The following is a 5,275-nucleotide window of genomic DNA, read 5'->3' on the forward strand; positions in this document are numbered from 1 at the left end:
CGCCGCCCGACCGGGCGGCGGCCCCCACCGTGCCAGGAGGCTGGAGAGGTGCCTGCAATGCCGGTCGGCGGGCTGGTCCCCCGCGCCGTCGAGAACGCGGCCGACGTCGTCGTCCGCAACGCGAAGATCCACACCGGGGACGCCCGCCGCCCCGAGGCGGGCGCCCTCGCCATCCGCGACGGCCTGATCACCGCCGTCGGGGCCGACGCGGACGTCGCACCGCTCATCGGGCCCGCCACCACCGTGGTGGACGCCCTCGGGCGGCGCGTGGTGCCCGGGCTCAACGACGCCCACCTGCACGTTATCCGGGGCGGCCTCAACTACGTCCTCGAACTGCGCTGGGACGGCGTGACCTCGCTGCGCCGGGCCCTGGCGATGCTGCGGGAGCAGGCCGCCCGCACCCCCAAGGGGCAGTGGGTGCGGGTCGTCGGCGGCTGGTCGGCGGAGCAGTTCGCCGAGCGGCGGCTGCCGACACCCGCCGAGCTCAACGAGGCCGCGCCGGACACCCCGGTGTTCGTCCTCCACCTCTACCAGTCGGCGATCCTCAACCGCGCCGCGCTCAGGGCCGTGGGCTACACGGCCGACACCCCCGACCCCAGGGGCGGCCGGATCGTCCGCGGCCGCGGCGGCGAGCCCAACGGCATGCTGCTGGCCGCCCCCAGCGCCCTGGTCCTCTACTCCACCCTCGCCAAGGCCCCCGCCCTGGAGGGCGAGGACCGCAGAACCTCCACCCGGCACTTCCTGCGCGAGCTGAACCGCTTCGGGCTGACCTCCGCGATCGACGCCGCCGGCGGGTTCCAGAACTTCCCGGAGAACTACGCCGCGGTGACGGAACTCGCCCGCGAGGGACTGCTCACCCTGCGGATCGCCTACCACCTCTTCCCGCAGACCCCGGGCCAGGAGCTCGCCGACCTCACCCGATGGATCGAGACGGTCCGCCCCGGCGACGGCGACGAGTGGCTCCGGCTGAACGGCGCCGGCGAGAACCTCACCTGGGCCGCCGCCGACTTCGAGAACTTCGCCGAACCGCGCCCCGAACTCGACTCCTACGAGGGAGAGTTCGAGAAGGCCGTCCGTCTGCTGATGGAGCACGGCTGGGGCTTCCGGCTGCACGCGACCTACGACGAGACGATCCGGCGCGACCTCGCGGTCTTCGAGAAGCTCGCCGCCGAGGGGCTGTTCCCCGCCGGGAACCGCTGGCTCTTCGACCACGCCGAGACCGTCTCCCCGGACAGCCTGGACCGGATCGCGGCGCTCGGCGGAGCGCTCTCCGTACAGAACCGGCTCTCCTTCCAGGGCGAGGTGTTCGCCCGCCGCTACGGCCCCGGCGCCGCCGCCGAGGCCCCGCCGATCCGCGCGATGCTGGACCGCGGCCTGACCGTGGCCGCCGGCACCGACGCCACCCGGGTGTCCTCCTACAACCCCTGGGTCGCCCTGCACTGGCTGGTCTCCGGCCGCACCGTCGGCGGAACGGCGCTGCGGCCCCGGCAGAACCGGGTGGACCGGCGGACCGCACTCGCGATGTACACCACGGCGGGCGCCGCGCTCACCGGCGAGCAGGACGTCAAGGGCGTGCTGCGGCCCGGCTGTTACGGCGACCTGGCCGTCCTGTCGGACGACTACTTCACCGTGCCCGAGCAGGACATCCCGGACATCGAGTCCGTGCTGACGATCGTCGGCGGCCGGATCGTGCACGCCGCGGCGGACTACGAGGGCATGGACGAGGAACTCCCGGCGGTCAGCCCGGACTGGAGCCCGGTCGCCCGCTTCGGCGGCTACCAGGCCTCCGGCCGGGGTTCGGCCCCGGCGGCCGGCGCGCGGCAGGCCGAGCTGCTCGGCGAGGTCGTCGCCGAATCGGAGCTGCACCGCCACTGGCGCGTCGAGCGCGGCCTCGCGACGGCGCACACCCAGCCGTTCGACCCCTGCTTCCTGCTCTGACCCGAGCGCTTCCGCTCCCCCAGACCCCTCCGCCGACCACCGCGGTCGCGGAGGCCCCACCGCACGCACCGCAGTGCCGGAAACACCAGGAATCCGGAAACGCCGGAAACCCGGACACCAGGACACGCGGAAACCCGGACACCCCGGAAACACCGGAAACACCGGAAACACCGAAAGGAAAGCCGTCATGGTCGACTTCACCAAGGTCAGCGCCACCCCGAGCCCCGACCTCCTCACCCCGGACAATGCCGTCGTGCTGTTCGTGGACCACCAGCCGCAGATGTTCTTCGGCACCGGCAGCGGCGACCGCACCGCGATCATCAACGCCACCGTCGGCCTCGCGAAGGCCGCGCGGGCCTTCGACGTCCCGACCGTGCTGACCACCGTGGCCGCCGAGTCCTTCTCCGGCCCGCTGCTGCCGCAGCTCGCCGCGGTCTTCCCCAAGGCCGAGATCCTCGACCGCACCTCGATGAACGCCTGGGAGGACGAGGCGGTCGTCGAGGCGGTCAAGGCGACCGGGCGGGGCAAGGTCGTCATAGCCGGCCTGTGGACCGAGGTCTGCCTGGTCCTGCCGGTGCTGTCCATGATCGACCAGGGCTACGAGGTCTACGTCGTCACCGACGCCTCCGGCGGCGTCTCGCCGCAGGCCCACGAGCACGCCGTCCAGCGGATGGTGCAGGCCGGCGCCGTGCCGGTCACCTGGGTGCAGGTGCTGCTGGAGCTCCAGCGCGACTGGGCCCGGACGGAGACCTACGGCGCCGTGATGGAGATCGTCAAGGAGCACGCCGGCGCGTACGGCCTCGGGGTCGTCTACGCCCAGGCCGTCATCGGCGAGCACGCCGCCGGCTGAGCCGGCCCCGCGCCGACTCCGCGTCAGGAAACGGAACCAGGGACAGGGACAGGAACAGGACACGATGGATACCGGACTGCTGATCCTCCGGGTGGTGGTGGGCCTGCTCATCGCCGGGCACGGGGTACAGAAGGTGAGTCACCGCCTGGGCGGGAACGGCCTCGCGGGCGGCACGGAGGAGTTCCGGCACGACGGCTTCACCGGCGGGACGCTCACCGCCCTCGCCGCGGGCGCCGGCCAGATCGGATCGGGCCTGTTCCTGGCCCTGGGTGCGCTCACCCCGCTGGCGGCCATGGTCGCCATGGGCGTGATGACGGTGGCGATGACCGTCAAGCTGCCGCACGGGCTCTGGGTCCAGAACGACGGCTACGAGTACCCGCTGGTGCTGGTCGTCGTCTCGGGGGCGCTCGCCCTCACCGGCCCGGGCCGGTGGTCCGCCGACCACGCCGCCGGTCCGGGCGCCTGGCCGCTCTGGCTGTCGGTCGCGTGCATCGTCCTCGGCCCGGCCAGCGGACTGCTCACCCGGGCCGTCCTGCACCGGCCGGCGACGGCGGAGGGGAAGGCGCCCGGTGCGCACCCTGCTGGCTGACGCCCTGCGGACCCTCGTGCCGCCGCGCGCCGACCGGCACGGCCCGCTGCCACCGCTGATGCTGCTGCTGACGGTCGCCACCGGGGTGGTCGACGCCGTGAGCTACCTCGGCCTCGGGCACGTGTTCGTGGCCAACATGACCGGCAACGTGGTCTTCCTGGGGTTCGCCCTGGCGGGGGCCCCGGGGCTGTCGGTGACGGCGTCGCTGGTCTCGCTGGCGTCCTTCCTGGCCGGGGCGCTCGCCGGCGGACGGCTCGCCAGCCGCGTGGCCGCCCACCGCGGACGTCTGCTGGCCCTGGCCGCCGGCGTCCAGACGGTCCTCCTCACGGCGGCGGCCACCACCGCCGCGCTCGACGGGACCGCCGGGGGCGGCGGGACCACCGCGTGCGGCGGCGCCGAGTACCCGCTGATCGTCCTGCTGGGGCTGGGCATGGGCCTGCAGAACGCGGTGGCCCGGCGGCTCGGCGTGCCCGACCTCACCACCACCGTGCTCACCCTCACCCTCACCGGCCTGGCCGCCGACTCCACGGCGGCCGGCGGCGCGGCGCCGCGCCCGGGCCGGCGGATCCTCTCCGCGCTGGCGATGCTGCTCGGCGGCCTCACCGGCGCGGCGCTGATCCTGCACGGGCGGCCCGCCGCCGCCCTCGCGCTGGCGGCGCTGCTGCTCCTGGCCACCGCGCTGACCGCCCAGCGGGTCTCGACCGCAGACGCCCCCTGGGCACCGCCGACGACCTGAACCCACCTCATTCGACAACCCTCACGATTCGACGACCCTCACGCGCCCGGCCCGCCCTCAGCGGACGCCGGGCGCGCCAACGACCGGGAGGTCCCCGTGAAACGACCAGAACGACCGGAACGACCGGAACGCGCAGCGCGACCGGCGCGACCGGTGCGACGCCTCTTCCGCCGCCTGGTGCCGCTGGTGGCGGCGATCGCCGCACTGACGGCGGTCCCCACCGCCTCAGCGGCCCAGGACGCCCCGTCACGGCAGCCGGCCGGTCACCGGCAGTTCGCCGTCGGCCCGCAGTACGACTCCACCCACGTCTACGTCGAGCCGGGCACCGAGCAGGCCTTCGTCCACAGCTGGGTCGCCACCTTCGGTGGCACGACGATCGGCCCGAACGCCACCCAGGTGACCCCGACGCCCAGCCGGACGCTGTCCGAGCTGGTGCTCTCCCCCGTCGGCACGCTGTCGGTGTTCGACTACACCACGCCCGTCCCGTCCCCGTTCGGCACCGAGCGGACCGGCTGGCTGGTGACCGACCTCGACCAGGCGGTGCGCGCCGCCCGCGCGGACGGCGCCGCGGTGACCGTCGCGCCGTTCGCCGACCCGATCGGCCGGGACGCCGTCGTCCAGTTCCCCGGTGGCGTCAGCGCCCAGCTCTACGTGCACACCACCCCGCCGTCCTACCCCGGCCTGGCCAGCGTGCCGGAGAACCGGCTCTACCTGTCGCCGGACGCGGTCGGCGCGTTCCTGCGCAGCTACCTCGCCTTCACCCAGGGGCGCGTCGTCTCGGACGACCGGCGGGCCGACGGTGCCGCGATCGGCCTGCCCGGCACCACGTACCGGCTGCTGCGCCTGACCTCCGGCTTCGGCACCACGACCATCGCCGTGATGGACGGTCACCTGCCGTACCCCTTCGGACGGGAACTCACCGGTTACGGCGTGCCGGACCTCGGCGCCACCCTGGAACGGGCGAAGGCCGCCGGCGCGTCGGTGCTCTGGGGACCGGTCGCGGCGGGCGGCCGGCAGAGCGCGGTGGTGCGGTTCCCGGGCGGCTACGTCGCGGAGGTCCACACCGACCGTTGAGCGGCCGGTGCGCTGCGCGAGCTGCTCAGCGCCTCCCGTCCGCTGCCGCTCCAGGTGGACCGCGAGCGCGCGCTGTTCGGCTCCTGGT

5 protein-coding genes are annotated in these 5,275 nt (G+C 74.4%); all 5 read left to right on the forward strand.

Features of this window, described 5'->3' with window-relative positions; genetic code table 11:
• Positions 1–57: 57 nt before the first annotated feature.
• The 5 genes from ABT247_RS31485 to ABT247_RS31505 all read left to right on the forward strand — a co-directional run bounded on the left by ABT247_RS31485 (position 58) and on the right by ABT247_RS31505 (position 5,187).
• Positions 58–1,938 carry an amidohydrolase gene (locus tag ABT247_RS31485; RefSeq protein WP_350749524.1) on the forward strand — a complete coding sequence of 627 codons (1,881 nt, stop codon included), beginning with the start codon at positions 58–60 and terminating at the stop codon, positions 1,936–1,938.
• A 187-nt stretch (positions 1,939–2,125) separates the two neighbouring features.
• A complete protein-coding gene (locus tag ABT247_RS31490; protein WP_350749512.1) occupies positions 2,126–2,788 on the forward strand; it encodes a hydrolase in 663 nt (220 codons plus the stop codon).
• Positions 2,789–2,852: 64 nt separating this feature from the next.
• On the forward strand, positions 2,853–3,377 hold the full coding sequence (locus ABT247_RS31495; RefSeq protein WP_350749515.1) for a DoxX family protein: 525 nt from the start codon (positions 2,853–2,855) through the stop codon (positions 3,375–3,377).
• Positions 3,358–4,113 (forward strand): YoaK family protein, encoded by a 756-nt coding sequence (locus ABT247_RS31500; protein ID WP_350749518.1) that lies wholly within the window; start codon positions 3,358–3,360, stop codon positions 4,111–4,113. The genes ABT247_RS31495 and ABT247_RS31500 overlap by 20 nt, the downstream gene beginning before the upstream one ends.
• Positions 4,114–4,266: 153 nt before the next feature.
• Entirely contained in the window at positions 4,267–5,187 is a 921-nt protein-coding gene (locus tag ABT247_RS31505) for a VOC family protein (protein ID WP_350749521.1), read from the forward strand.
• The last annotated feature ends 88 nt before the right edge of the window (positions 5,188–5,275 follow it).

It is taken from the genome of Kitasatospora sp. NPDC001539 (assembly GCF_040298565.1).
In the GTDB taxonomy this organism is placed as follows: Bacteria; Actinomycetota; Actinomycetes; order Streptomycetales; family Streptomycetaceae; genus Kitasatospora.

Bases quoted from the DNA above. Each gene is read 5' to 3' on its own strand.
- ABT247_RS31485 (WP_350749524.1), top strand. From the start codon at position 58: ATGCCGGTCGGCGGGCTGGTCCCCCGCGCCGTCGAGAACGCGGCCGAC.
- ABT247_RS31490 (WP_350749512.1), top strand. From the start codon at position 2,126: ATGGTCGACTTCACCAAGGTCAGCGCCACCCCGAGCCCCGACCTCCTC.
- ABT247_RS31495 (WP_350749515.1), top strand. From the start codon at position 2,853: ATGGATACCGGACTGCTGATCCTCCGGGTGGTGGTGGGCCTGCTCATC.